Here is a 26320-nt window from a genome sequence, read left to right as displayed (position 1 = left end):
TATTTGCTGGCATACCGGCATTTTGGGTTTGGCATGGGACGTGCATTACTCCGGAGTGCGATGGATATCTCTAGACCTGATTTGAAGAAGTCGAAGCGGCGGCGGCAGTTTGTGATGGGCGCGGTTGCGCTTGTCGTACTGGCGGGTGCTGGTGTGTATGTGGCGCGGTTGAAACCGGCATCGCCGTCGGTGGATCGCTCCACGGTGTGGACGGACACGGTGAAGCGCGGGCCGCTGTTGCGGCAGGTGCGCGGTCCGGGCACGCTGGTTCCGCGTGAGGACAAGATCCGGCTGATTCCGGCGGAGACGGAGGCGACTGTGGTCCGGATCCTGGTACTGCCTGGTGCGAAGGTGGCGCCGGACACGGTGATTATGGATCTGGTGGATCCTGCGACGCAGGAGGCGCTGCTGGATGCGCAGCTGCAGCTGAAGGCGGCACAGGCAGATTATCTGAATACGAAGGCCAAGCTGCAGAGCGATCTGATGACGCAGAAGGGTGGGGCGTCGACGGTGAGCTCGGACCAGAAGCAGGCGGAGCTGCAGGCGCAGACGGACAAGAGCCTGTATGAGCTGGGTGTGATTTCGGGGCTGACGTATTCGGCTTCGAAGGGCAAGGCGGACGACCTGAGGACGCGCAACGGGATTGAGAGCGAGCGGCTGACGCTGAATGAGAAGGCGATTCTGACGCAGCTTGCAGTGCAGCAGACGAAGGTGGACCAGGCGCAGGCGCTGCTGTCGTTGAAGCAGAAGGATGCGGGGGCGCTGACGGTGCGGGCCGGGATTTCGGGCGTGCTGGTGGATCTGCCGCACCAGGTGGGCGAGCATGTGGCTCCGGGGACGACGCTGGCGAAGGTGGTGCAGCCGGACCAGTTGAAGGCGAGCTTGAAGATTGCGGAGACGCAGGCGCGGGACATCTCGATCGGTCAGCCGGCGGAGGTGGATACGCATAACGGCGTGATTGCCGGGAAGGTGATGCGGATCGATCCGGCGGTGGTGAACGGGACGGTGACGGTGGATGTGGAGTTGGCGGGTGCGCTGCCGCAGGGTGCTCGTCCGGACCTGAGTGTGGACGGGACGATCGATCTGGAGCGGATGGGCGATGTGTTGTATGTCGGGCGGCCAGCGTTCGGGAACGAGAACTCGACGATTCAGTTGTTCAAGCTGAGCGCGGACGGCAAGACAGCGGTTCGGGTTCCGGTGAAGGTTGGACGGGCCTCGGTGAATAGCCTGCAGGTGATTGAAGGATTGAATGTTGGCGACGTCGTGATTCTGTCGGATATGTCTCGATGGGATGGGACGGACAAGATTCAGTTGGATTAGGGATCAGGAAAAGCAACTAGTTTCGTTACATAAAACAGGAGAGACGATGAACGATACGGCGATTATTTCGATTGAGCAGATGACGAAGGTTTTCTACACGGACGAGATCGAGACGCATGCGCTCTCGGGGATTCATCTGGAGATCAACCGCGGCGAGTATGTAGCGATGTCGGGGCCTTCTGGCTGCGGGAAGTCGACGCTGCTCTCGATCATTGGGCTGCTGGATACGCCTACGGGTGGGACCTACACGCTGAACGGCAAGCAGGTGGCGAATCTGAACTTCGCGGATCGTTCGCGGATTCGCAACCAGGAGATCGGGTTTATCTTTCAGAGCTTCAACCTGATTGGCGATCTGACGGTTGCGGAGAATGTGGAGCTGCCGCTGACGTACCGGCCAGGGATGCAGGCGGCGGAGCGGAAGAGGCGGGTGCAGGAGTCGCTGGAGCGGGTGAATATGGCGCATCGCATGCGGCACTATCCGGCACAGCTCTCGGGCGGTCAGCAGCAGCGTGTGGCTGTGGCGCGTGCTCTGGCTGGGTCTCCGGCGATTCTGCTGGCGGATGAACCGACGGGTAATTTGGACTCGAAGAATGGCGAGGCTGTGATGTCGCTGCTGCAGGAGTTGCACCAGGAGGGCGCGACGATCTGCATGGTGACGCACGATCCGCGGTTCGCGGCGCATGCGGAGCGGCAGGTGCATCTGTTCGACGGCAAGGTGGTGGCCGAAGGGGAGATGACACAGTTGCTGGCTGAGGCACAGAGGAGTTAGGGAGGCGGTTGTACGTTGAAGAACACTTTCAACTGACAACTCCTGCGGAGGAGTTATGGACGAATTGAGGATATACGCGCGGGATCTGGGGGCGGAGGTACGGAGAGTGCCTTCGCTTTTGATGGTGGCTTTGGCTCTGCTGTTGTTTGCGTTGAGCACGAGCTCGGAGGTGGTGGCGGATGCGCGCATGGCGTTGCTCGATGAGCTGCATGCGGGCTGGGCTGCGGTGCAGATGGCGTCGGTTTCGGCTTCGGGCGGACAGGACTGGAAGCGTATGCGTCTGCGTTTTGCGGTCGCGTCTTTGGATGATCTTGAGTTGCAGTAGCAGAGGCGATTTTGGGAGACGGTGCGATGAGTCAGATGATGCAGGATATTCGGTATGCGCTGCGGCAGATGAGGAAGTCGCCCGGGTTTGCGTTGATCGCGGTGTTAACGCTGGGGCTGGGCGTGGGCGCGGCGACGGCGGTGTTCAGTGTGATCGACGCAGTGATGATCAGGCCGCTGCCGTTTGCGCAGCAGGACCGGCTGGTGTTCACGCATGTGAAGGCGGGCGCGGGGTATCAGCAGCCGTGGTCGTACAAGAGCTACGTGGATGCGCGGGCACAACTGAAGACGTTCGACGCGCTGGCGGGGTACTCGGCGTTCGGTTCGGTGAACATGGAGGCCGCGAGCGGGCCGGTGTCGGTGCATGCGGTGAAGGGCACGGACAACTTCTTCGATGTGTTCGGCGTGAAGCCGATGCTGGGACGCACCTATGTGCCGGGTGAGGATATGCCGGGCAGGGATGCCGTCGCAGTGTTGAGCAACGAGCTGTGGCGCACGCAGTTTGGCGGGCGTGCGGATGTGGTGGGCACCGTGGTGCGGCTGGATGGGGCGCCGTATACGGTGATTGGCGTGATGCCCGAGGGATTCCGGTTTCCACTTTCGGTACGCAATGCGGTGTACACGCCGCTGCATGGGAATGCGATGTGGATGAAGTCGCGCGGGTCGCACTGGCTTCCCACGGTGGGCAAGCTGAAGGAGGGTGTGAGCAAGGCGCAGGGCGAGGCGGATCTGACGCGTGTGCTGACGGATCTGGGCAGGGCGTATCCGGACACGGATGGCGGACGCGTGGGAGACCTGGTGTCGCTGAACACGATGGTGAGCGGTGAGGCGACGAAGCCGTTGCAGACGCTGATGCTGGCGGTCCTGGCTTTGCTGGCGATTGCCTGCGTGAATGTCGCGGGATTGCTGTTGGCGCGTGCGGTGAAGAGGGAGCGGGAGATTGCGATGCGGGCGGCTGTGGGCGCTTCGCGGGGCAGGCTGCTGCGGCAGATGGTGACGGAAAGCCTGCTGCTGGCGGGCTTGAGCTCCGTGCTGGGTGTCGGGCTGGCATATGGCCTGCTGGCGGCGATGAGGACATACCTGGTGACGGCGCTGGCACGCGGCGCGGATGTAACGGTGAACGGATTTGTGCTGGTGGCGGCGGTGGTGTTTGCGGCATCGACGGCTGTGCTGGCTTCGCTGGTCCCGGCGGTGCGTCTGTCGGGGCTCGACCCGATCCGGATGCTGAAGGGCGGAGGGGCGGCGGCCAACGGGCGTGGGCAGCACAGACTGCGTGCCTCATTCATTGCGGCGCAGGTGATGTTGTCGTTGACGCTGCTGATCGTGGCTGGGCTTTTGTTGAAGTCGTTGTCGCGGGCGCGCGGCACGGATCTTGGGTTCGATGGCGCGCATATTCTTGCACTGGAGATCGACCTCTCGCCGGGAAGCTATGTGGGCAAGGATCCGGTGGCAACCTTCTTCACTCCGTTCGAAGAGCGGGTGCAGCATTTGCACGGCGTGGTGGGTGCGGGTTTGATCAATATTCTGCCGCTGCAGGCGTGGGGCTCGAACAGCGATGTGCATATCACGGGGCAGCCACCGTATCCGGCAAACCAGGAGATGCTGGCTGAGGTGCGGGTGGTTTCACGGGGATACTTCGACGCGATGGGAATCCAGATGCGCGCGGGCCGGATGCTTTCGGCGGGGTTGGATGGCGCGGTGCTGGATGGGGCCGGGCAGAAGAGCACGCATGTGGTGGTGAACGATGCGTTCCAGAGAAAGTTCTTTCCGCATGGCGGAGAGGCTGTTGGCGCGCATATCGATGACAGCGACAAGGCGGAGGAGAAGACCGGCATTGTTGGCATGACGACGAGCGTGCGGCAGAATCTGCTGGATCGTCCGATGGCCGAGATGGATTACCTGATGGACTCGATCCAGGTGAAGGACAGGCTGGGGATGATGCCTTCGATGACGCTTGTGGTGCGGACGGAGGGCGATCCGCGCACGGTGATTCCGGAGCTGAGGTCGGTGCTGCATGACGTGGATCCGACGGTGCCGTTCCGCGAGCCGGAGTTGATGACGGATGTGGTGGCGGACCAGTTGGTGATGGAGCGGATGGAGAGTTGGTTGTTTGGTGTGTTTGCGGCGATCGCGGTGGCGTTGTCGCTGGTGGGGCTGTATGGGCTGGTGAGCCACGAGGTGGAGATTGGGACCCGCGATATCGGGGTGCGGATGGCTCTGGGCGCTACGCGCGGATTGGTGATGCGTATGGTGTTGGGGCGGGTTCTGCTGTTGATTGGCATGGGAGCCGTGCTCGGGTTGGGGCTTACGTTTGCGCTGAAGAAGGCGATCGGGTCCGTGGTGGAGATGCAGGCGGGACGGGATACGGGCGTGATGTTCGGGTTGGCTCTGGGGCTGGTGGCGATGGGGGCCTTTGCGGCTTTCTTTCCGGCGAAGAGGGCTGCTTCGATTGAGCCGATGGAGGCTTTGCGGAGTGAGTAACGGCAGGGACCAGGGCTAATCCTCAAGGCAACCGCACGAGCAAGGCAGAAGTGAGTACTGGACGGAGATGGCGATGAACGAGATTTGGCGGGATGTGAAGTATGCTGTGCGGCAGTTGGTGAAGGCCCCGGGTTTTACGATGACGGCGGTGCTGACGCTGGCGCTTGGCATCGGCGCCAATGCGGCTATCTTTACGCTGGTGCATGCGGTGCTGATGCGGCATCTGCCGGTGCCGCATCCGGAGCAACTGGTGCGGGTGGGGGATGAAGACGATTGCTGTGTGAATGGCGGGTTTCCGGACAAGAACAAGTACTCGTTGTTCTCCTACGACCTGTATGTGCATTTGCGGGATAACACGCCGGAGTTTGAGCAACTGGCGGCGATGCAGTCAGGTGTGGGCGATGGTTCGGTGATTGCGCGGAAACAGTCGAGCTCTTCGCCCGCGCAGCCGGGCAAGGGCGAGTATGTTTCGGGGAACTACTTTGCGGTATTCGGGGTACAGCCTGCGGCGGGGCGTCTGCTGCAACCGTCCGACGACCTGGCGAATGCGGCTCCGGTGGTGGTGATGGGCTATCAGACCTGGGAGCGGGATTTTGCGCGGGACCCTGCGGTGGTGGGGTCTACGTTCGAGCTGAATGCGCATCCGTTTACGGTGGTCGGGGTGGCGCCGGAGGGTTTCTATGGAGACCGGTTGGATGTGTCCGTTGCGTACTACATGCCGATGGCGCAGGAACCGGTGCTGCACGCGGCTTCGCCGTTGCTACACCGGAAGGGAAGCAACTGGGTTTATCTGCTGGGGCGGGTGAAGCCCGGGGTTGAACTTGGACCGCTCGCGGCAAAGATGAGCGGCGCGTTGCGGCAGTGGCTTGGCGAAAATGTGGAGATCTACAAGACCGAAGACGGCAAGGTGCAGCTTGGCAAGACGACGACGGTGCTGGTTCCGGGGGCGTTGGGGATTGCGAATACGCAGGAGCACTATGCGACCGGGTTGCATCTGCTGATGGGGATTGCGGGCCTGGTGCTGCTGATTGCGTGCGCGAATATTGCGAATCTGGTGCTGGTGCGAGGGCTGGCCCGGCGGGCTGAGACGTCGATTCGGATGGCTCTGGGAGCATCACGGGCGCGGTTGATCCGGCAGATTCTGACAGAGAGCGTGGTGTTGGCGGTGCTGGGCGGCGTGGCTGGTCTGGCGGTGGCGTATGCGGGTGCGCGTGCTTTGCTGGCGCTGGCGTTCGATCGCGGTGGGATGATGCCGATCGATGCGGCGCCTTCGCCGGTGGTGCTGGGATTTGCGTTCGGGATTTCGCTGGTGACGGGCGTGGTGTTTGGGCTGGCACCGGCATGGATTACGTCGCATGGTGAGCCGGCGGAGGCGCTGCGGGGATCGGGACGGTCGACGAAAGAGGGCGGCTCGCTGGTGCAGAAGACGCTGGTGGTGGTGCAGGCGGCGCTGTCGCTGGTGCTGCTGGTGGGGGCGGGGCTGTTGACGCGGAGTTTGAGCAAGCTGGAGCACCAGGACTTCGGGTTGCAGACGGAGCACCGGGTGATTGTGCATGTGAGTCCGCAGCAGGCGGGGTATACGCCGGAGCAACTGCCTGGGCTGTATCCGACGATGTACGAGCGGTTGAAGGCGCTGCCGGGTGTGGAGCGGGTGGGGATGAGTCTGTATACGCCGATGGAGGGCAACAACTGGGGCGAGGGTGTGACGTTTGCGGGTCGGCCACCGACTGGTCCGCGTGAGGATACCGGGGCTTCGTGGGTGAGGGGGAATCCGGACTACTTCGATGCGATCGGGCAGAAGGTGGTGAAGGGACGGGGGATCACGGATCAGGATACGGAGACCTCGCGCGGCGTCGCTGTGGTGAACGAGGCGTTCGTGCGGAAGTTTTTCAAGAATGGCGCGGAGCCGATTGGGGCGCACTTCGGTACGGACGGGCCGCCGAGCGTGGGCGATATGGAGATCGTCGGCGTGATGAAGGATGTGAAGTACAACAATCCGCGCAGGCCGGTGAGGCCGATGTATATGCGTCCGCTGTTGCAGAAGGCGGCGAGCAATCAGAATCCGAAGGGCGAGGCGGGTTCCACGTATATTGGCGCGCTGGTGATCCAGACGAAGGGCTCGACGGATGGGATGGAGGCGCAGGTGCGGCAGACGCTGGCGAGCATCAACTCGAACCTGACGGTGCTGCGGTTCGAGACGTTCGATGAACAGATCGCGGGGCAGTTTACGCAGGACCGGATGATTGCCCGGCTGACGCTGATGTTCGGGCTGCTGGCGCTGGTGCTGGCGGCGATCGGTCTGTATGGCGTGACGGCGTATACGGTGGCGCGTCGGACACCGGAGATCGGGATTCGGATGGCGTTGGGCGCGGCTCGTGGGAGTGTGGTGCGGATGGTGCTGCGGGATGCTCTGTTGCAGGCGGGGATTGGGCTGGCGATCGGGATTCCGGTGTCGCTGATCTGCGTGCGGTATGTGAAGTCGCAGTTGTTTGAAGTGAGCGGGAACGATGTGGGGACGCTGGCGGCGGCGGCCGGTGCTCTGGCGGTTGCGGCGCTGGTGGCCGGGTTGATTCCGGCGAGACGTGCGGCGAGTACGGATCCGGTGAAGGCTTTGCGGAGCGAGTAAAGCAGGGTTCAGGGCTTAGGGCCCAGGGCCCAGAAGGCAACGACAATGGCAACTACCTTTGATGGGCTGTGAGGAAATGATGAGCGGACTTTGGCAGGATGTGAAGTATGGGGTGAGGCAGATGATGCGGTCGCCGGGGTTTACGGTGACGGCGATTCTTACGCTGGCGCTTGGGATCGGTGCGAATACGGCGATCTTTACCGTGTTCAACCAGGTGCTGCTTCGCATGCTGCCGGTAGAGAAGCCGGAAGAGTTGCAGCAGGTGACGTATACGGGCACGAACATGGGCCGGATGAGTGTGTTTGGCGGCGACAGCTCCATGTACTTCTCGTACCCGATGTATAAGAAGCTGCGGGACAAGAACGAGGCGTTCCGCGGCTTGTTTGCCAACGTGGAGACGTCGGTTGGCGTGCTGGTGAAGAACGAGTCGGAGTCGGTGGACACGGAGATGGTGAGCGGCAACTACTTCCAGGTGCTGGGTGTTCCGGCGGCTGCGGGGCGGACGCTGTTGCCGTCCGATGATGTGGTGAAGAACGGCAGTCCGGTGGTGGTGCTGAGCGATGCGTTCTGGAAGGCGAAGTTTGCGGGTGACAAGGGTGTGGTGGGCTCGACGCTGCTGGTGAACGGGCAGCCGTTCACGGTGGTGGGCGTGGCTCCGGCGGGTTTTTCGAGTGCGATCAATGGGTTCAGGCCGAAGCTGTTTGTGCCGATCACGATGCGGGCGGAGGTGAACCCTGGGTTGGACGATTTGGATGACGAGAGGTCGATGTACCTGAACGTGGTTGGACGGTTGAAGCCTGGGGTATCGGCTGCGGCGGCTACGGCGGGACTGACGGTGCTGTGGAAGCAACTGCGCGCGGAAGAGCTGGCGCGGATGCATATGCACTCGGCGAAGTTCGCGGATCGTTTTGTGGCGAAGTCCGAGATCAAGCTGGTGCCGGATGCGAAGGGCTTCTCGCCGCTGCGCGACCAGTTGCAGACGCCGTTGAAGATTTTGATGGGCATGGTGCTTTTGCTGGCAGCGATGACCTGCATGAACCTTGCGAATCTGCTGATGGTGCGTGGTGCCGGGCGTACGCGGGAGTTCGCGGTGCGGTTTGCGCTGGGCGCGGCGCGTGGCCGGATTGTGCAGCAGATGCTGGTGGAGGGCGTAGTGCTGGGCGGGCTGGGCGGCGCGATCGGGCTGGCGCTTGCGCCTACGGCGGCTACCTTCCTGGTGAGGAAGATCACGGACTCGACGGGCGAGACGGCGTTCAAGACGATGCCGGATGCGTGGGTGCTGGGTTTCACGCTGGTTTTGTCGTTGGGGATCAGCGTGCTGTTCAGCCTGGCTCCGGCGTGGCAGATGATGAAGCCGGATATGGTGGAGTCGCTGAAGACGAAGGCCGGCGGCATGCTGGGTGGAGCGCAGCGGTTCCGGACGGCGGCGATTGCGTTGCAGATTGGTCTGAGCGTGCTGCTGCTGAGCGGTGCGGGGTTGTTTGTGAGGACTCTGCACCAGTTGAAGGGGCAGGATATGGGGCTGTCCACGGATCACCTGGTGGAGTTCTCGGTGGACACGACACTGTCGGGAATTCCGACGACGGATACGGTTGCTTACCAGAGCAGGGTGAGGGCTGCGTTGCAGGCTTTGCCGGGCGTGAAGGCGGTGGGTGGGACGACGGACCAGATCCTGGCGGGGAACTCTTCGCAGGGGAATATTACGGTGGAGGGATATCAACCGGCTCCGGACGAGAACATGGATACGGAGGTGGCGGGTGTGACGCCGGGGTACCGCGAGGCGCTTGGGATCAGCCTGCTGGCGGGGCGTGATTTTACGGAGGCCGATGCGAAGGGTGCGCCGAAGGTGGCGATGATCAACAGGTCGCTGGCGGTGAAGTACTTCGGGTCGGTGGAGAAGGCGCTGGGCCACATGATTACGCAGGGCGGCGGCGACAAGGTGAAGCTGGACACGCAGATTGTGGGCGTGGTGGCGGATACGAAGATGCGCGGCGTGCGGGCGGGAACGGTGCCGTTTCTGATGCAGCCGTTCGACCAGGTGAGCCATGGGATGGAGGGGATGGAGTATTACGTGAAGACGACGCAGGCTCCGGAGGCTGCGGAGAACATGATCCGCGGCGCGGTGCATGGGGTGGATCCGAAGCTGATCGCGGACTCGATGAAGACGATGGATGAGCAGATTGATTCGAACATCTCGAATGAGCGGATGATCGCGCTGCTGGCGGCGTGCTTTGCGATGGTCGCGCTGCTGACGACGGCGGTCGGTTTGTATGGTGTGCTGGCGTTCGCGACGGCGCAGAGGACGCGGGAGATCGGGATACGGATGGCCCTGGGCGCGCAGCGCTGGGGTGTGGTGCGGATGGTGCTGGGCGATATGGCGAAGGTAGCGGGCGTGGGGATTGTGGTTGCCTTGCCGGTTTCTGTGGCCGTGGCACGGCAGTTGAAGAGCCAGATGTTCGAGGTGTCGGCGTTCGATCCGATCACGATGGCGGGATGCGTGGTTGTGACGGGCGTGATGGTGCTGGTGGCTGCGGCGATTCCGGCGCGGCGGGCAGCTACGGTTGAGCCTACGGAAGCGTTGCGAACAGAGTAAAGCAGGCTTAGGGCTTAGGGCTTAGGGCTTAGGGCCCAGGGCTGAGGAGACACGATGGTTCTGGATACGGTTTTGCGGGATGTTCGGTATGCGGCGCGGGGGTTGCGGCGGTCGCCTGGGTTCCTTGCTACGGCGGTGTTGACGCTGGGGCTGGGGATCGGGGCTACAGCCACGATGTACTCGGTGGTGCATGATGTACTGCTGGCCCCGCTGCCGTATCCGGAGGCGGAACGGCTGGTGGGGATCGGGTTTCGGTTTCCGACGGAGAAGCCGGCGGCTGAACAGACGGGTGGGACCGCGGACTTTATCAAGGCGCATGCCAAGAGCTTTGAAGCGGTGGGGATAGCGGATGACTCGAGCTATGGGATGAATCTGTCGGCACCGGGCGGCGCGAAGCCGATGCGGCTGGAGTCGGCAAAGGTCTCGGCGGGGTTTTTTCCTACGCTGGGGGTGACGCCAGTTCTGGGGCGGACGTTCGCTGCGGAGGACGATCTGCCGGGTGGACCGAAGGTTGCGATGCTGAGCTACTGGGTCTGGCAGAGGACGTTTGGCGGAGACGCGGGTGTGGTGGGCAGGGCGATTCGGCTGAATGAGGAGCCGTATACAGTGATCGGGGTGCTGCCGGAGGCGGTGTCGCATACGGGCGAGGCTCCGGATGTGCTGACGATGAATGCAGGGATCTGGCTGCCGGCGCAGATAAGCACGAAGGACCCGGGGTACGACGGGGATAACTATGTGATGATCGGGCGGCTGCGGCCGGGTGTTTCGATGGCGCAGGCGCAGCGAGAGCTGGATAGCCTGACGGGGCCGATGTATGAGGCGTTTCCGATCTACAAGGACTGGATGACAACGGATGGGAGTGGCGGGAAGATTCGCCATGCGTATCGGGCGTGGCCGTTGAAGACGGTGATGGTGACGGATGTGAAGCAGAGCCTGCTGGTGCTGCTGGCGGCGGTCGCGGCGGTGTTGCTGGTGGCTTGTTTGAATCTGGCTGGGCTGATGACGGCGCGGGCGGCTACACGAACGCGGGAGCTGGCGCTACGGACGGCGCTGGGCGCTACGCGGAGCGGGTTGCTGCGTTTGCTGGTGAGTGAGAGTTTGCTGCTTGCCGTGACAGGTGGAGTGTTGGGGTTGGGGATCGCGCAGATGGCGAAGCCGTTGCTGCTGGCTTCGGCTCCGATGGCGATTCCGGTGGTGCATGGTGCGGGTGATGGGTGGAGTGTTGTGGCCGTCGTGGTGGGCGTGGCGTTTTTGACGACGCTGGTGTGCGGTCTGCTTCCGGGATGGACGGTGTTCCGGCAGGATGCGCAGGCGGCTTTGAAGGGTGGGCAGGCGGCGGGCGCGAATGTGGCGCAGGTGCGTGTGGGCAAGGGCTTAATGGTGGGGCAGGTGGCGGTGGCGATGGTGCTGTTATCGGCGGCTTCGCTGTTGCTGGGAAGTTTTTTGAAGATGCAGGCTGTGCCTTCGGGAGTGGAGACGAAGCGGTTGGATGTGGCGCAGGTGCTTTTGAAGGGCGAGGTGTACGGAACGAATCTGCACACGGCGCAGTTTGTGGAGAAGGTGGTTGGGGAGCTGGGGCAGTATCCGGGCGTGACGCGGGTGGCGGCGGTGAATGGGTTGCCGCTGGATCGTGGGTTGAATATGGGCGGGTATCCGGCGGACCAGCCGAATCTGAAAGCAGTGATTGAGTTCCGGGCGGTGACGCCGGGGTACTTCAGGACGATGGGCGTGCCGGTGATGGAGGGCCGGGAGATTACGGTGGAGGATCGGGCGGCGTCGGCCCATGTGGCTGTGGTGAGCGCGACGGCGGCGAAGAGGTGGTGGCCGGGCAAGCCGGCGATCGGGCAGGCCGTGGTGTTTGGAGGGACCGAGCGATACACGGTGGTGGGGGTGGCGGCGGATGTGCATTCGCACTCGCTGACGGAGCGTCTGGGCGCGGTGGTGTATGTGCCCATCGACCAGATGTCGGATGCGATGACGAAGATTGTGAATGGGTGGTTTCCGACGACGTTCGTGGTGAGGACGGCGGCGGATGTCGACGTGGCCGCTGCCGTGGCGAAGGCGGTTGCGGACGCCGATCCGGAGATGCCGGTGGCGAAGCTTTCCACGATGCAGTCGGTGGTGGATAAGACGGTATCGGGGCCGCGGTTCTTTAGCTGGCTGGCGGGTGGGTTTGCGGGATTTGCGCTGCTGCTGACGGTGATTGGATTGTTTGGGCTGTTGAGCTACCAGGTGACGCAGAGGACGCGCGAGATTGGCGTGCGGATGGCGATTGGCGCGGGGCGGGGGGAGATTCTGCGGCTGATTCTGGGGCGTGGGCTGGCCTTGACCACGGTGGGATTGGTGGCGGGTGGGTTGATGAGTCTGGCCGTGCCGAAGGTGGTGGGGAGTGTGCTCGAGGATGTGGTGAATACGGGCGGCGCGGCGATTGGTGGCGTGCTTTCGAGTTCTTTTTCGGCTTTGAGTTTTGCGGCGGCGGCGATGTTGCTGGCGGCTGGGTTGGCGAGCTGGTTGCCGGCTCGCCGGGCGGCGGCTGTGGAGCCGGTTGAGGCTTTGCGGAGTGAGTGAAGGCAGTTCTGAGTCGCCAAGTGTACCTTGTCAGTTTTTCGGTTTGGAGTTTTGAGGGCTTTTTTATGAGCGGTATTTGGCAGGAAATTCGGTTTGGGCTGCGGCAGATGCGGAAATCACCGGGGTTTACGGTGACGGTGGTGCTGACTCTGGCACTGGGAATTGGCGCGGCGACCTCGGTGTTTTCGCTGGTGGACACGGTGCTGCTGCGGCCTTTGCCGTTTGCGGATCCGGAGCGTTTGATGGCGCTTGATACGCTGTCGCTGGCGCGTGGAGGAGGCAACTCCGGGGCGACGATGGCGGATGAGACCTCGTATCCGAACTTCTTCGATTGGCGGGAGCAGTCGAAGAGCTTTGAAGTGATGGCATCATACGCCGGCGCGGCGTTCAGCCTGGGGGCTGGCGAGCATACACCGGCGCGGCGGATGGCGGGGATGGTGGTGAGCTCGGACTTCTTCCGTGTGCTTGGTGTCGCGCCGGTGCTGGGGCGTGGGTTTGTGCGGTCGGAGGAGCAGGCCGGGAGCCGGTCGGTGGTGATCAGCGATGGGCTTTGGCGGTCGGTGTTCGCTGGCCGCCCGGATGCGGTGGGGAAGAGCATACGGCTGAACGAAGAGAGCTTCACGGTGATTGGGGTGATGCCGCAGGGGTTCCAGTTTCCGGGGTATGCGAGTACCGCGCTGTGGGTGCCTCCGTCGGGGACGATGGAGGGGAAGAACCCGTCGGGTATGCAGCGGGGATGGAGCCAACTGGATGTGATTGGTCGACTGAAGGCCGGGGTGACGGTGGAGCAGGCTGGGTCGGAGATGACGGCGATCCAGAAAGGACTGTCGGTGCGGTATCCGGATGACGACAAGAAACAGATTGGTGTGAGGGTGATTCCGGAGGATGTGAAGGTCGTTGGGGATGCGCGGAAGCCTTTGCGGATCCTGTTTGGAGCGGTTTCGTTTCTGCTGCTGATGGCCTGCGTGAATGTGGCCGGGCTGCTGCTGACGCGGAGCTCGGCGCGGGGGGCGGAGCTGGCGGTGCGGTCGGCGCTGGGCGCGACGCGGATCGCGCTGGTGCGGCAGATGCTGGTGGAGTCGGTGACGATGTCGGCGATGGGCGGGATGTTCGGGGTTGCGCTGGCTTCGCTGGCGCTGAAGCTGGCTCCGCGATTTCTGCCGGAGAATCTGCCGCGGGTGACGGAACTGGCGATGGATGGGCGGGTACTGGGGTTTGCGATTGCGGCTTCGGTGGTGACGGGTCTGGTGTTTGGAGTGCTGCCGGCTTGGCGGATGTCGAGGCTCGATCCTGCGACGGCTTTGCGGGATGGCGGGCGGAGCACGACGTCGGGCAAGGGTCAGCAGAGGCTGCATGGCGCGCTGGTGGTGGGTGAAACGGCGATCGGGCTGGTGCTGCTGGTGGGCGCTGGGCTGCTGATCCGGAGTTTCGACCGGCTGATGAGCGTGGATCCCGGGTTCTCGCCGCAGCATGTGCTGACGTTCCGTGTTGCGATGCCGGGTGGCCGGTACAAGGACGAGAAGACGATGCAGTTTGTGCAGAGTCTGCAGGAGCGGATGGCCGCGGTGCCGGGGGTGAAGGGGTTGACGTATGCGTTTCCTTTGCCTTTGACGGGCGGCGACATGCACATCTCGTTTTCGATCGACGGAAGGCCGACGATGCCGGGCGATGAGCCTTCGGCGCGGGTGAGTACGGTGGCGTCGAACTTCTTTCAGACGATGAAGATTCCCTTGTTGAAGGGAAGGTACTTTACGGCGGCGGAAGACCAGCCGAAGGGGCCACCGGTGATGATCGTGAACCAGGCGTTCGCGGACAAGTTCTTCCCGGGCGAAGAGGTTCTGGGCAAGCGGATCAAGTCGGATCTCTCGAACGATGATCCGGCGCCGTGGGCGGAGATTGTTGGGGTGACGGGAAACGTGACGCGGATCGGGGTGTCGGAGAGTGCACAGCCGGAGTACTACCTTCCGTATGCGCACGCGACGCTGCGCGGGCCGTCGTTTGCGATGCGCGTGGACAAGGATCCGACTGCGTATCTCGATACCGTCCGGACGCTGGTGGCGGAGCAGGATGCGGCGGTGCCGGTGTATGCGACGAGTACCTATACGGAGCTGGTGGCGCAGAATACCGCGCAACAGAGGTTTCAGACGATTCTGCTGACGGGCTTTGCGGCGATTGCGTTGCTGCTGGCGGCGATTGGCCTGTATGCGGTACTGAGCTACATGGTGGGGCAGAGGACGATGGAGCTTGGACTGCGACTGGCGCTGGGCGCGCAGAGGTCGGATGTGTTGTCGCTGGTGTTGCGGCGTGGCTTGCTGTTGGCGGGGTGCGGGCTTGCGATTGGGCTTGTGGCTTCGTTCGGACTGACGCGCTATATGACTTCGCTGCTGTTCAGCACGAAGGCTTTGGACACGGTGACTTTTTGCGGGATGACGGCGTTGCTGTTCGTGGTTGCGGCTGCTTCGTGCCTGGTGCCTTCGTACCGGGCATCGCGGCTGAATCCGAACGATACGCTCCGCCAGCAGTAGAGATGAGAGACGAGGAATGACGATGATCGAGATGAAGGGTTTGGAGCGGAGCTACAAGACGGGGCACACGGAGAACTGGGTTCTGCGCAGGGTGAATCTGACGATTCGCGCGGGCGAGTTCGTGACCGTGATGGGGCCTTCGGGCGCGGGGAAGAGTTCTCTGCTGAATGTGCTGGCGATGCTCGATGACGGATGGCGAGGCGAGTACTGGCTGGGCGGTGAGGCGGTGCATGCGATGGGACGGAAGCAGCGCGCGGAGATTGCGCGGCGGCGGATTGGGATGGTGTTTCAGAGCTATCACCTGCTGGATGACCTGACGGTCGCGGAGAATATCGAACTGCCGCTGACGTACAAGGACATCTCCAAGAGCGAGCGGCAGGGGATGGTGGCGGACACGCTGGACAAGTTCCAGATTGTGGGCAAGAAAGATCTGTATCCGAACCAGCTTTCTGGCGGGCAGCAGCAGTTGGTGGGGATTGCGCGTGCGGTCATCCATCGGCCGGATCTGCTGCTGGCCGATGAGCCTACGGGCAATCTGCACTCGGCGCAGGCGGCGGAGATTATGGAGTTGTTTCAGAAGTTGAACGCGGAGGGTACGACGGTGGTGCAGGTAAGCCACTCGGATGTGAATGCGAGTTATGGTTCGAGAACGATCGAGCTGCGGGATGGTTGGATGTATCGGGATACGGCTGGTGTTGTGGATGCAGCGGGGGTGAAGGCTTGAGGAATTTTGTAACAAAGTCGGTTGCTATTTTTGAGATTGCCTTTTTGGTTGGAAGCGCGCATGGACAAGCGGCGCAGAACAAGGCGACCGAGAGCGTTGCGGCGAATAACGCCAAGAACGGCACGGTGCAGAGCGCGGCGACGGCGGCACAGCCTGCGCTGCGTCTGGATATTCCGCACTCGTTCAATCCGATCGATGCGTATCGGGCTTCGCTGGTGGCGGCTCCGAACCTGGCGAATTCGCCGCGGATCGACCAACTGATTCAGAACGGGGAGCTGGTGCTGTCGTTGAAGGATGCGATCTCGCTGGCGCTCGAGAACAACCTGGATCTGGCGATTGCGCGGTACAACATCCCGATTGCCGAGGCGGATATTCTGCGGACGAAGGCGGGCGGATCGTTCCGCGGTGTGAACACGGGTGTGGTGCAGAATACGCCGGGCGGTGGTGTGGGCGGGTTTGGTTCGGGGTCGAGCGGCGCGGGTGCGGGTGGTACGTCGGGCGGTGCGGGTGGTGCGGGCTCGGGGGCTTCGGGATTGGTGCAGTCGACGCTGGGTACGGGTACGAATGTGAACTCGTATGATCCTACGGTTACTGCGCAGGTGAACTCGGAGCACCAGACGGCTCCGTTGGCCAACCAGCAGACGTACGGCGTGCCGTCGTTGCAGACGAACACGATCAACGGGAACTTCGGGTATGCGCAGGCGTTCGCCACGGGCACGACGTTTTCGGCGTACTGGGACAATAGCCGCACGGCGCAGAACAGCCCTTACAACATCCTGAATCCGCAGTTGACCTCGGGGTACAGGGTGCTGGTGCAGCAGCAGTTGCTGGCGGGGTTTGGTCTTGGGCCGAATCTGCGTTACCTGCGGATTGCGAAGAACAACCAGAAGATTTCGGATGAGGCATTCAAGCTGCAGGTGATTACGACGATTACGCAGATCGCGAATATGTACTGGGATCTGGTGGCGGCGTATGACGATGAGCAGGTGAAGACGCGGCTGCTGGACTTTGCGACACAGACGCTTGAAAGCGGGCGGAAGCAGCTTGAGTTGCAGGCGATTCCGGCGATGGATGTGATGAAGGACGAGCAGGAGGTTGCGAGCCGCGAGCAGGATGTAACGATCGCGAAGACGACGCTGCAGTTCCAGGAGCTGTTGATCAAGAATGCGCTGACGAAGAACCTGGACGATCCGATTCTGGAGGCGATGCCGGTGCGGCCTACGGACCGGATCAGCGATATCGCGGCGACCAACGGGCCGACGGAGGACCTGATTGCGACGGCTCTGCGGGACAGGATCGAACTGGGCGAGTCGGGGATCGATCTAGAGAACCGGCGGATCAGCCGGGATGCTGCGCGGAATGCCTTGCTGCCGTCGCTGACGGCGACCGGATTTTATGCCGGCAATGGATTGGCAGGACCGGTGAATCCTGCGCAGACTACGCCTTCGACGGCACCGGTTGGTTTTGGCGGTGCGGTGTCGAATGCGTTCAATAACAGCGCTCCGGATTACTATGTGGGGCTTTCGTTGAATTTGCCGCTGCGGAACCGGGTGGCGAAGAGCGATCAGTATCGTTCGGAGCTGGAGGCGCGACAGGCTGAGCTTCGGTTGCAGCAGTTGAAGAAGCAGATTCGTATTGAGGTCCGGAACGCGCAGTATGCGTTGACGCAGAGTGTGGCGAGGGTGACTTCGGCGCGGAAGGCTCGCGATCTGGCGGAGAAGACGTTCACGATCATGGGCAAGGAGCAGGAGCTTGGTGCAGGGTCGCAGTTCCAGACGCTCACGGCTCGGCGGGACTTCGCCGCGGCCGAGAGTGCGCTGGTGGCTGCGATGACGGCTTACCAAAAGGCTAAGATTGAACTGGACAGGGCTGTGGGCGCTACGTTGGAGCAGAATGCGATTGCGATCGATTCGGCGAAGACGGGCGTGGTGCAGGCGAAGAACTAGGGAGTAGGGAACAGGGAGTAGAGGCTCTGTTGTTCTTTTGATGTTTTGGGGCTTCCACCCACCTTTGCGGCGAGGAGGTTGTCGCGAAGGTGGGGTACACGTTGGTTGGGTCTGGATAGGTTGGTTTGATGGCGAGTGGTAAGGGTTGTGACGATTGCCGGTTGCTGGTGGCGGACGATCATCCGCATGTGATCGAGGCGCTGGAGCTGTTGTTGAAGCCGGAGGGGTTTGGGCTGAAGTGTGTGCGGAACCCGGCGGCGGTGATCGATGCGTTGCAGTATGAGAGCTTCGATGGGTTGCTGCTGGACCTGAACTACTCGCGGGATACGACGAGCGGGCAGGAGGGGCTGGACCTGGTGTCGCAGGTGCATGCGCTGGATCCGCAGGTGCCGGTGATCGCGATGACGGCGTGGGGGAATATCGAGCTGGCTGTGGAGGCGATGCGGCGGGGCGCTACGGACTTTATTCAGAAGCCGTGGGAGAACGCGCGTCTGCTGAACGTGCTTTGGACGCAGGTGGAGCTTTACCGGTCGCAGAAGCAGACGCGTCGGCTGGAGGCGGAGAACCAGATGCTGCGGACGCTGCGGGCGGATGGCGCTCCGGAGATGATTGCGGCGGCTCCGGCGATGCGGGCAGTGGTGGAGATGATTGCGCGAATTGGTCCGTCGGATGCCAATGTGCTGGTGACGGGGGAGCATGGGACGGGCAAGGAGGTTGTGGCGCAGACGCTGCACCGGGTGTCGGGACGTGCTGCCCGGCCTTTGGTGGCGGTGAATACCGGCGCGTTGTCCGAAGGCACGTTCGAGAGCGAGATGTTCGGGCATGTGAAGGGGGCGTTTACCGACGCGAAGGCAGACCGGATGGGGCGGTTCGAACTGGCGGATGGGGGCACGCTGTTTCTGGATGAGATCGCAAATATTCCGGTGAGGCAGCAGGCCAAGCTGCTGCGAGTGCTGGAGACGGGTGAGTTGGAGAAGGTTGGGTCGTCGCGGACGAAGTCGGTGGATGTACGGGTGCTTTCAGCCACGAATGCGGATCTGTCGGCTTCGGTGCTGGCGAAGGAGTTTCGTGAGGATCTGTTGTTCCGGTTGAATACGGTGGAGATTCGTTTGCCTGCGCTGCGGGACCGGAAGGAAGATATTCCTGCGCTGGCAGGGCACTTTCTGGCGCGGTATGCGGGACGGTATCGCAAGGTGCTGCATGGGGTGGAAGCCAGCGCTTTGCAGACCATGATGGCGTATGCGTGGCCGGGCAATGTGCGGGAGCTGGACCATACGATGGAGCGTGCGGTGTTGATGGCTCGGGGGACCGAGGTTGAGGTGGGAGATCTGGGGCTGAATCCGGCGAAGGTGGGCGGGGCTTCGAGCCTGGACGATATGAGCCTGGAGATGGTGGAGAGCGTGTTGATCCGCAAGGCGCTGGGCCGGGCGAACGGCAATGTGAGCCATGCTGCGGATGCGCTGGGGCTGAGCCGCGGGGCGTTGTATCGTCGTATCGAGAAGTATGGCCTCTAACGAACGAAAACGAATGGCGCTGGGGCCGAAGGGGAAGCGGCTCAGCTTCGAGTTGAGGCTGCGGCAGAAGCTGTGGGGGATGGGTGTGCCGGCGTTGGTACTGGCGGGGTACCTGCTTTGGGACGAGGGATGGTTCGCGGTGCTGGTGGGCGTGTGCTGCGTGGCGATGGGGTGGGCGCTGGTGGTCTCGCTGGTGATGGAGAGCGTCGTGAAGCCGATGCAGACGCTGTCGAACGTGATTGCGGGGCTGCGGGAGGATGACTTTTCGTTTCGGGCGCGGGGTGGGCGACGGAACGATGCGGTGGGGGATCTGGCGATTGAGGTGAATGCGCTGGCTGCGATGTTGCAGATGCAGCGAGGGAGTGCGCTGGAGGCGGTGGCGCTGGCGGAGCGCGTGATGTCGGCGATGCAGACGCCGGTGCTGGCGTTCGATGGGGTGGGCCGGGTGCAGATGATGAATCCGGCGGCGGAGAGGGTGTTTGGGCTGGAGCTGGGGGCGGTGATGGGGGTTCCGGGGGCGGCAGTGGGGCTGGATGGGCTGCTGGTGCAGAAGGAGGAGGAGCCGGTTTCGCTGGGTGGGGCCGAGGCGGGATCGCGCTGGGTGGTGAAGCGGACGGGCTTTCGGATGCAGGGGATTCCGCATGTGCTTGTGGTGCTTTCTGAGGTGAGTTCGGCGCTGCGAGAGGAGGAGCGGAATGCGTGGCGGCGGCTGGTGCGGGTGATGGGGCATGAGATCAACAACTCGCTGACGCCGATCAAGTCGATTGCGGGGAGCCTGCGGATGCGGCTGCCGAAGGAGGGTGCGGACGACCTGGCGAGGGGGCTGGGGGTGATCGAGAACCGGGCGGAGAGTTTGAATCGATTTCTGCAGGCGTACCGGCAGTTGTCGGGGTTGCCGAAGCCGCGTTTGGGGCGGGTTCCGGTGGGTCTGCTGGTGGAGCGGGTGGTGTCGCTGGAGCGTGGGGTGACGGTGGAGGTGGTGCGGGGTGAGGCGGAGCTGAGCGTCTGGATCGATGAGGACCAGGTGCAGCAGGCGCTGATCAACCTGGTGAAGAATGCGGTGGAGGCGGCGATGGGGCCGGATACGGACTCCAAGCCGATGGTGCAGGTAGGTTGGGGGCGGGACAAGGGCGAGGTCGCGATCTGGGTGCTGGATAACGGGCCGGGGATTACGAATCCGGATAATTTGTTTGTGCCGTTTTATACGACGAAGCCGGAGGGGACGGGGATTGGGCTGGCTCTGGCGCTGCAGATCGCCGAGGCGCACCAGGGGACGGTACGTCTGACGAACCGGACGGATGGGATCGGGTGCCGGGCGGAGATTCGGCTGCCGGTTTAGGGCAGCTATACTTTCCCTTTGGGGTGGGCATGAGATCGATCACATTGGTGCTGGGTGGCGTGCGGAGCGGCAAGAGCCGGTATGCGCTTTCGCTGGCGGAGTCGATGGCTGGGCCTCGGGTGTTTGTGGCGACGGCGTACGTGAGCGACGACGAGATGGCGGCGAAGATTGCGCGGCATAAGCTGGAGCGGTCTGCGGCGTGGACGACGGTGGAAGAGACGACGGAGCTGGGGCGGGCTTTGCGTGATGTCGTGGGGACGGCCGGCGTGGTGGTGGTGGATTGCCTGACGATGTTTGCGGCTTCGGTGATGGAGGGGCGCGAGGCGGAGGTCGATGCGCTGGTGGAGGCGTTGGCTGCGGCGCCGTGCGCGGTGGTGGTGGTCTCGAATGAGGTGGGGAGTGGGGTGGTTCCGGAGTACGCTTCGGGGCGGAGGTATCGGGATCTGCTGGGGGAGATCAACCAGAGGGTGGCCCGGGTTGCGGACGATGTCATTTTGATGGTGGCGGGGTTGCCGCTGGCCGTGAAGGGTCGGGTGGCCTGATGGCGGTGAGTGAGGTTTGGCGGGCGAAGGCGAGGGCTCGGCTGGATACGCTGACGAAGCCACTGGGAAGCCTGGGGCGGCTGGAGGATGTGGCCGCGCAGGTGGCAGCGATCCGCCAGGAGAAGGCGATGGAGCCGATGCGGGCGGCGGTGTACTGTTTCGCGGCGGATCATGGAGTGACGGCGGAGGGAGTGAGCGCGTATCCGAGCGAGGTGACGCGGCAGATGGTGCTGAACTTCGTGGGGGGTGGGGCGGCGATCAATGTGCTGGCCAGGCTGCATGGGGTGGCGCTGACGGTGGTGGATGTAGGGGTGGACGGGGAGTTCGAGGGGATCGCCGGGATGGTGCATGCCAAGGTGCGGCGTGGATCGCGGAATATGCGGCGGGAGGCGGCTATGAGTGCTGCCGAGATGGCCGCGGCGATGGATGTGGGGGCTCGGATGGCGGCGGAGGCCGCTGCGGCGGGCTTCGGGATGGTTGCGGCAGGGGAGATGGGGATTGGGAATACGACGGCGGCGAGCGCGATGACGGCGGCGCTGACAGGGGTGGGGGCGGACGTCGTTACGGGGAGCGGAACCGGGGTGGGTTCGGTGCAGCGGAGTCGCAAGGTGACGGTGGTGGAGGAGACGTTAGCAGCTCATTTTGGGATTGGGGGCTCTGTGGAACGCCCGTCGTGCACGCAGATTCTTGAGTGCGTGGGTGGGCTGGAGATCGCGGCCATGGCAGGTTTTTACCTGGGGGCGGCTCGGGCTGGGCTGGTGGTGGTGTGCGATGGGTTTATCGCTACGGCGGCGGCGGCGATTGCGGTGGGGATGGAGCCTGAGGTGGCTGGGTACCTGATTGCGGGGCATAAGTCGGAGGAGCCGGGGCATGCGGTGCTGCTGGAGCATCTTGGGCTGCGGCCTCTGCTGGACCTGGGGATGCGGTTGGGCGAGGGGACGGGCGCGGTGCTGGCGATGCCGGTGATTGCCTCGGCGATGGCGCTGTATGGGCAGATGGCTACGTTCGGCGATGCGGGCGTGAGCGAGGCGGGGGCATGAGCCTGCGGACGATGCCGGGGGATGCGCTGGCGGCCGTGCGTTTCCTGACGAGGATCCCGGTTCCGGATACGGAGTATGACCCGGCAGCGCTGTCGCGGGCGGTGGTCTGTTTCCCGGTGGTTGGGCTCCTGGTTGGTGGGCTGGCGGTTTTGGTGGCGAAGGGGCTGGCGGGGCATCTGGCTCAGCCGGTGGTGGCTCTCCTGGTCGTGGTTTTTCTGGTGCTGGTTACCGGCGGGTTGCATGAGGACGGGCTGGCGGATGCGGCGGACGGATTTGGTGGCGGGTGGACGCGGGAGAAGATTCTGCTGATCATGCGGGATAGCCGGATTGGCAGTTATGGGGCGCTTGCGTTGATTTTCAGTGTGGGTCTGCGGGTTTTGCTGCTTGGCACCATGGCTCCGGGGAGGGTGGCGGGTTCGCTGGTGGCGGGTGCGGTGCTGAGCCGTTGGACGGTGCTTCCGCTGAGTGCGTGGCTGGGATCGGCACGGGCGGAGGGTGAGGGCGAAGGGGCCCGGCTGGCGGGAAAGACTCCGTGGCGGATGGTGCTCGCTGGATCGTTTCTGGCGTTTGGCAGTGTGGGGTGGATATTGGGTGGAAGGTCATGGTTACCTATCCTGGCAGTGGTTACGATTGCGTGGGTGACGGGCGTGTTCTATCGGACTAAGATCGGCGGTATGAGTGGAGATTGTTTTGGTGCTACATGCCAGCTCGCTGAATTGGTTGTGTACGTATGCGGAGCGTGGACGGCATGAGTGAAATTTTGTTTATCCGTCATGCTGAGACGGACAGCATGGGAACCTTCTGCGGAAGCTCGGACCCGGATGTGAATGGGGCGGGCATGGAGCAGATTGCCGGATTGCTGGCGGGCTGGCGCGGTGAGAAGCGGTTTGGCGAGGCGGTGGATGCGGTGTTTTCGAGCGACCTGCGGCGCGCGCAGACGACGGCCGAGGCGCTGGCGGGGGCGTTTGATCTTTCAGTCGAGGTGCGGCCTGGGCTGCGGGAGATCGATTTTGGAGACTGGGAAGGGCTGAGCTGGGACGAGATCTGGGAGACACACCGCGAGTACGCGGAGAGATGGATCGCCGAGTTTCCGAAGCTGCCGGCACCGCAGGGTGAGCCCTATGAGACGTTTCGCGACCGGGTGCTGGCTGAGGTTCAGGAGCTGAAGGCGATCTCGAAGGGGCGGAAGCTGGCGGTGGTGACGCATGCGGGCGTGATGCGGGTGATCCTGATGGAGCTGCTGGGCGTGAGCGAGTCGGCTGCCTGGGAGAGAACGCGTACGTACTGCTGCGTAGTGGGCTACGGCACGGCGACAAAGCGACGAAAGGCCGAGAGGGAATGAGCGGAAGCATTGCAACGAAGACGGGAGACCGGGGCCGGACGGCCCTGGCGGGTGGAGTACGCGTTTCGAAGTCGGATATGCGGGTGGAGTCGTACGGTGGGGTGGATGAGCTGAATACGTTCCTGGGATTCGCGCGGAGCATCTGCACGAACGCCGAGATCGCCGGTTGGACGGAGGGGATTCAGAGGACGCTGTTCAGCGTGGGAGCGTCGCTGGCGACACCGCCGGAGAGCCGCAAGAAGGAGTCGGCGCTGACGCAGGCGGATGTCGATCATCTGACGGACCTGGTGCATCGGATCGAGGCGATGGACGGGATTCTGGCGGACTGGAGCCTGCCAGGGGCGCATAAGGAGTCTGCCGCCTATGAGATGGCGCGGACGGTATGCCGGAGGGCGGAACGGCAGGTGGTGCGGTTCGTCGAGGATGGCGGCGATGTGGAAGATGTCGTGATTGCGTATCTGAACCGGCTTTCGGATCTGATCTGGCTGTTTGGCCGGATGATCGAGGTCCAGGCCGGGGTGGATGCACGGCTGCGAGACGACGGAGCGGGTGGGGCGAAGTGGTCGAGGGCCTGGTAGGGCTGGTCAACGCAAGGCGTAACCAGGATCGACAGGATAAAAGACGGATGAGGACAGGCAACGGCCTGACCTTTTTTATCCGTGGGACTGGTTCTTAGAGAACGGGACGGTGGATCGGGCGCAGGTAGTATGGTTGCAGTCCACGGGCCTGCGCCTGCTTTGCCAAATTCTCTCTCCGGAGATTTCTTATGCATCTCGCCCTCTTTGCGATTTTGATTGGAGTCATTGCCGGGCTCCGCACGTTCATGGCACCAACGGCGGTGAGCTGGGCGGCGAAGTACGGTCTGCTGACACTGGTGGGGACGCCGCTGGCGTTTCTGGGGTATCACTGGACGGCTTATATTTTTACGGCTTTCGCTCTTTTGGAGCTGGTGGCGGATCAGTTGCCGTCCACGCCGAGCCGGAAGGTTCCGCAGCAGTTCGGGGCGAGGCTTGTGACGGGAAGTCTGGCTGGAGCGGCCATTGGCGCGGGGCTTGGGGCGATCTGGGTGGGGCTGGTGTGCGGTGCGATTGGCGCGGTGATGGGGACGCTGGGCGGTGCGGCGACTCGGGGAGCGCTGGCGAAGGCTTTTGGCAGGGATACCCCGGCGGCTTTGTTGGAAGATTTGGTGGCGATCGTGGGCGCTTACCTCATCGTGACGCATCTATACGTGGTATGAAGACCTTTGACGCAATCATTATCGGGGCGGGGCAGGCCGGACCTGCGCTGGCGAACCGGCTGACACAGGCCGGACAGACTGTGGCGTATGTCGAACGGAAGCTGTTTGGCGGGACGTGCGTGAACACGGGATGCACGCCCACGAAGGCGATGGTCGCGAGCGCGTATGCGGCGCATGTGGCGCGGCGGGCGGCGGAGTATGGCGTCGGTGCCGGTCCGGTGACGGTGGACATCAAGGCGGTGCAGGCCCGGCGGGACAAGATCGTGATGAAGTCGCGGACGGGGGTGGAGTCCTGGCTGCGCGGCAATGAGAAATGCACGGTGTTTCTGGGCACAGCAACGTTTGAGTCGGCGACAACGGTGCGCGTGGGGGATGATCTGCTGGAGGCGAAGCAGGTCTTCTTGAACGTGGGCGGACGGGCTACCGTTCCGGATATGCCCGGGGTGCATGAGGTCCCGTACCTGACGAATACGAGTCTGCTGGCTCTGGATGTGCTGCCGAAGCACCTGGTGATTGTGGGCGGGAGCTATATCGGGATCGAGTTCGGGCAGATGTACCGGAGGTTCGGCAGCGAGGTCACGATCATCGAGAAGGCCGGGCGGCTGGTTGCGAAGGAAGATGAGGATGTGTCGGCCGCGGTGAAGGAGATCCTGGAGGCGGAGGGGATCACGGTGCGGCTGAACGCGGAGTGCATTCATATGGCTCCGCATGGCGATGGCGTGAGCGTGGGGGTGAACTGCGATACGGCGGATCATCCTTCGATCGGGTCGCATGTGCTGCTGGCGGTGGGGCGGACTCCGAATACGCAGGACCTGGGGCTGGAGAAGGCTGGGGTGAAGGTCGATGCGAAGGGGTACATCGTGGTGGATGACCAGCTACGGACCTCTGTGGCGGGGATCTATGCGTTGGGCGACTGCAACGGAGAGGGCGCGTTTACGCATACGGCCTATAACGACTACGAGATTGTCGCGGCGAACCTGCTGGATGGAGACCCGCGCCGGGTGAGCGACCGGATTCCCTGCTATGCGATGTATATGGATCCTCCGCTGGCCCGGATTGGGATGACCGAACATGAGGTGCGAAAGAGCGGCAGGAAGGCCCTGATGGGGACGAGGCCGATGACGAAGGTGAATCGGGCTCTGGAGAAGGGCGAGAGCCTTGGGTTTATGAAGGTGTTGGTGGATGCGGAGACCGAGAAGATTCTGGGGGCCTCGCTGCTTGGGGTGGGGTGCGATGAGGCGATCCACGGGCTGCTGGATGTGATGTACGCGGAGAAGCCGTATACGACGATCTCGCGAGCGGTGCATATCCATCCGACGGTTTCGGAGTTGATTCCCACGCTGTTGCAGGGGTTGAAGCCGCTGGAATAGATAGCCCTGGAGGCTGCTGTGGTTCCCGTCTCAAAATCGCGATGGGGACGTCCCGGTTTG

General features: G+C 63.1%; 19 protein-coding genes. All 19 read left to right on the top strand.

Annotated elements, in window-relative coordinates; genetic code table 11:
• The first annotated feature begins 60 nt into the window (after positions 1–60).
• Positions 61–1320, top strand: a complete 1260-nt coding sequence (locus BM400_RS18285) for an efflux RND transporter periplasmic adaptor subunit (protein ID WP_089842357.1) — start codon at positions 61–63, stop codon at positions 1318–1320.
• Positions 1321–1366: 46 nt separating this feature from the next.
• On the top strand, positions 1367–2089 hold the full coding sequence (locus tag BM400_RS18280) for an ABC transporter ATP-binding protein (protein ID WP_089842354.1): 723 nt from the start codon (positions 1367–1369) through the stop codon (positions 2087–2089).
• A gap of 55 nt (positions 2090–2144) precedes the next feature.
• Positions 2145–2414: a hypothetical protein gene (locus BM400_RS18275; protein ID WP_089842352.1), complete on the top strand. Its 270-nt coding sequence runs from the start codon at positions 2145–2147 to the stop codon at positions 2412–2414.
• 26 nt (positions 2415–2440) lie between these two features.
• The gene (locus BM400_RS18270; RefSeq protein WP_089842349.1) at positions 2441–4894 is read left to right on the top strand and encodes an ABC transporter permease; all 2454 of its coding nucleotides are present in this window, start codon (positions 2441–2443) and stop codon (positions 4892–4894) included.
• A gap of 73 nt (positions 4895–4967) precedes the next feature.
• Positions 4968–7520, top strand: coding sequence for an ABC transporter permease (locus tag BM400_RS18265; protein WP_089843883.1), 2553 nt, complete (start codon positions 4968–4970; stop codon positions 7518–7520).
• Positions 7521–7581: 61 nt separating this feature from the next.
• Entirely contained in the window at positions 7582–10113 is a 2532-nt protein-coding gene (locus BM400_RS18260) for an ABC transporter permease (protein WP_245782019.1), read from the top strand.
• Positions 10114–10167: 54 nt separating this feature from the next.
• On the top strand, positions 10168–12681 hold the full coding sequence (locus BM400_RS18255; protein WP_089842346.1) for an ABC transporter permease: 2514 nt from the start codon (positions 10168–10170) through the stop codon (positions 12679–12681).
• Between the two features lie 65 nt (positions 12682–12746).
• Positions 12747–15206, top strand: a complete 2460-nt coding sequence (locus BM400_RS18250) for an ABC transporter permease (protein ID WP_089842343.1) — start codon at positions 12747–12749, stop codon at positions 15204–15206.
• A 22-nt stretch (positions 15207–15228) separates the two neighbouring features.
• Positions 15229–15930: an ABC transporter ATP-binding protein gene (locus BM400_RS18245; protein WP_089843875.1), complete on the top strand. Its 702-nt coding sequence runs from the start codon at positions 15229–15231 to the stop codon at positions 15928–15930.
• Between the two features lie 44 nt (positions 15931–15974).
• Positions 15975–17876, top strand: a complete 1902-nt coding sequence (locus BM400_RS18240; protein ID WP_089842339.1) for a TolC family protein — start codon at positions 15975–15977, stop codon at positions 17874–17876.
• A 128-nt stretch (positions 17877–18004) separates the two neighbouring features.
• Positions 18005–19390 (top strand): sigma-54-dependent transcriptional regulator, encoded by a 1386-nt coding sequence (locus tag BM400_RS18235; RefSeq protein WP_089842336.1) that lies wholly within the window; start codon positions 18005–18007, stop codon positions 19388–19390.
• Entirely contained in the window at positions 19380–20729 is a 1350-nt protein-coding gene (locus BM400_RS18230) for a sensor histidine kinase (RefSeq protein WP_245782018.1), read from the top strand. The genes BM400_RS18235 and BM400_RS18230 overlap by 11 nt, the downstream gene beginning before the upstream one ends.
• A 29-nt stretch (positions 20730–20758) precedes the next feature.
• Entirely contained in the window at positions 20759–21271 is a 513-nt protein-coding gene (gene cobU, locus BM400_RS18225; protein WP_089843869.1) for a bifunctional adenosylcobinamide kinase/adenosylcobinamide-phosphate guanylyltransferase, read from the top strand.
• The gene (cobT, locus tag BM400_RS18220; RefSeq protein WP_089842333.1) at positions 21271–22311 is read left to right on the top strand and encodes a nicotinate-nucleotide--dimethylbenzimidazole phosphoribosyltransferase; all 1041 of its coding nucleotides are present in this window, start codon (positions 21271–21273) and stop codon (positions 22309–22311) included. The genes cobU and cobT overlap by 1 nt, the downstream gene beginning before the upstream one ends.
• Entirely contained in the window at positions 22308–23063 is a 756-nt protein-coding gene (gene cobS / locus BM400_RS18215) for an adenosylcobinamide-GDP ribazoletransferase (RefSeq protein WP_089842330.1), read from the top strand. Before cobT ends, cobS begins: the two co-directional genes overlap by 4 nt.
• Positions 23060–23653, top strand: a complete 594-nt coding sequence (locus BM400_RS18210; RefSeq protein ID WP_089842328.1) for a histidine phosphatase family protein — start codon at positions 23060–23062, stop codon at positions 23651–23653. The genes cobS and BM400_RS18210 overlap by 4 nt, the downstream gene beginning before the upstream one ends.
• Positions 23650–24231 carry a cob(I)yrinic acid a,c-diamide adenosyltransferase gene (locus tag BM400_RS18205; RefSeq protein WP_089842325.1) on the top strand — a complete coding sequence of 194 codons (582 nt, stop codon included), beginning with the start codon at positions 23650–23652 and terminating at the stop codon, positions 24229–24231. Before BM400_RS18210 ends, BM400_RS18205 begins: the two co-directional genes overlap by 4 nt.
• Before the next feature lie 188 nt (positions 24232–24419).
• Complete coding sequence (locus BM400_RS18200) at positions 24420–24890, top strand: DUF4126 family protein (RefSeq protein WP_089842322.1); 471 nt, start codon at positions 24420–24422, stop codon at positions 24888–24890.
• Entirely contained in the window at positions 24887–26260 is a 1374-nt protein-coding gene (locus BM400_RS18195; protein ID WP_089842319.1) for an FAD-containing oxidoreductase, read from the top strand. The genes BM400_RS18200 and BM400_RS18195 overlap by 4 nt, the downstream gene beginning before the upstream one ends.
• The last annotated feature ends 60 nt before the right edge of the window (positions 26261–26320 follow it).

Origin of the sequence: Granulicella pectinivorans, from assembly GCF_900114625.1 — a bacterium.
Classification (GTDB): domain Bacteria; phylum Acidobacteriota; class Terriglobia; order Terriglobales; family Acidobacteriaceae; genus Edaphobacter; species Edaphobacter pectinivorans.
The sequence above is the reverse complement of the archived record's forward strand: the minus strand, read 5'-3'. Positions and strand labels throughout refer to the sequence as shown.